Genomic DNA, 1,748 nt, shown 5'->3' with positions numbered 1-1,748 from the left:
AGAGAAGCTGCTTAATAAGCAAGCAAATGATGACAACTACCTTGAAAAACACCGCACCTTAGAGATGAATACCGTTAACGAAGAGTGGGATATCGAAAATCAGTCAGGGTGCATACCAAATAATGTAATCGTATTTCCTACCAAACCATAAATATTATATCGGCCACCGACTCCAACTACATGACCGGATATGGACCATACCGTTGTCGAATTTCTATGAAAGGTGTTTGTTGGCAATATTCACCCTAAGTAGCCGCAAGCGCTATTCATAGCTGTATAGCTCACCACGAGGTTGAAGCTGAAAGTTCAGGATATGTACCGGAAGTATTTTGGAGAGGCTTTATGAGCGCTTCTGATGAGCTTTTGATGAGCTTTTGATGGGGTTGATAGGTAGGAGATCTGAAAATCTCTATTTTTCATAATACTAGATGGCAAAAAGCCTCAACCGAAGTTGAGGCTTTTCATATCCCCTAAGGGAAGATGTGGCAGGGGTGGAGAGATTCGAACTCCCAACACGCGGATTTGGAATTCTACAAAACCAAACATAAAAACAGCATGTTAGAGCAATTCAAAAACCAATCGACTCGTATTTCAGTCTATTTCGGTATTTTATTTAGCTACAATTCTATAAGTTAGACTCATTTAAGCACTCGGAATTTTCTGACTCACTTTTGCCCCAAAATGTTTTAGTGTAAATGCACTGCATCTTTTCTAAGGCGTACTTTTGCCTAACTAAAACTTATCCAAACTCACCTACCCAGAAATTATACCTCACTGTGCAGACTAAATTTTTAATTTGCTGACTTAGTTAATGATTTTTTGTTGAAAGCTTAAAATATAGACTGCACTATTACCACGTAAAGAACGGCTTAGCGCCACATAGAAAGCGTTATGCGACTCACGAGTGCTGTGATAAAGGATAAAAATATTATGTATAAAGTCGGTATTGTTTTGTTTGATGATTTTACAGATGTAGATTTCTTTCTTATGTATGACTTACTTGGCCGAACATCTGATAGTTGGACGGTTAGTGTACTTGGAACTAAATCTGAACATAATTCCCATCTTGGTATGAAAGTTAAAACGGACGGACATGTATCAGAAGTTGCTAATCAAGATGTAGTTCTTATCACCAGTGGCAAACGTGGTATCCCAGCGGCGATAAAAGATCTTGGGTTTATGTCGGCATTGAATCTTGATCCGAATAAACAGCTAATTGGATCAATTTGTGCGGGGTCATTCATCCTTCATGAGCTCGGTTTACTTAAAGGCAAGCCGTTAACGACAAACCCAGATGCAAAGACTGTTCTAGAAAGCATGGGAGGGGACGTTCAAGACCTACCTCTAGTGATAGAAGGCAACATAGCAACTGCCGGGGGTTGTCTTTCACTGATGTATCTAGTTGGTTGGTTAGCTGAGAGGTTGTTTGACTCTAGTAAACGACAAAGCATACAAAATCAGTTAATCCCTGCTGGGCAATTAGACCTATTTGAAGAGCTTATTTCCACAACTATTCAATCTGCTGAATTGGCAAATTCGCATACAAGTGTTTAAGGTATTCAAAATACTTTTTCTAATCTGGTACAGGGCGTTTAGAGTAATACCACTAAACGGTTTTTGTCCAGAGACGTGTTATGCCGCAATACTCTGGGATTGCTATGCTCTGGGACAAACGAGTTAAGAATCAGTCGGGTTTTGATGCTGATTCAAAGGATTCAGCATCAAAGTCTCTTCTAAATGTTCAGGGG

At 39.6% G+C, this 1,748-nt stretch carries 1 protein-coding gene; it reads left to right on the top strand.

Annotated features, from left to right (window positions below; all coding sequences use genetic code 11):
* The first annotated feature begins 930 nt into the window (after positions 1 to 930).
* A complete protein-coding gene (locus AB6D80_RS24905) occupies positions 931 to 1,554 on the top strand; it encodes a DJ-1/PfpI family protein (protein ID WP_029223022.1) in 624 nt (207 codons plus the stop codon).
* Positions 1,555 to 1,748: the final 194 nt, after the last annotated feature.

Origin of the sequence: Vibrio sp. 10N.247.310.17, assembly GCF_041466605.1 — a bacterium.
Taxonomy (GTDB): Bacteria; Pseudomonadota; Gammaproteobacteria; order Enterobacterales; family Vibrionaceae; genus Vibrio; species Vibrio tasmaniensis_A.
Note: the sequence above shows the minus strand (reverse complement) of the source record. Positions and strands in the feature narration are given on the sequence as shown.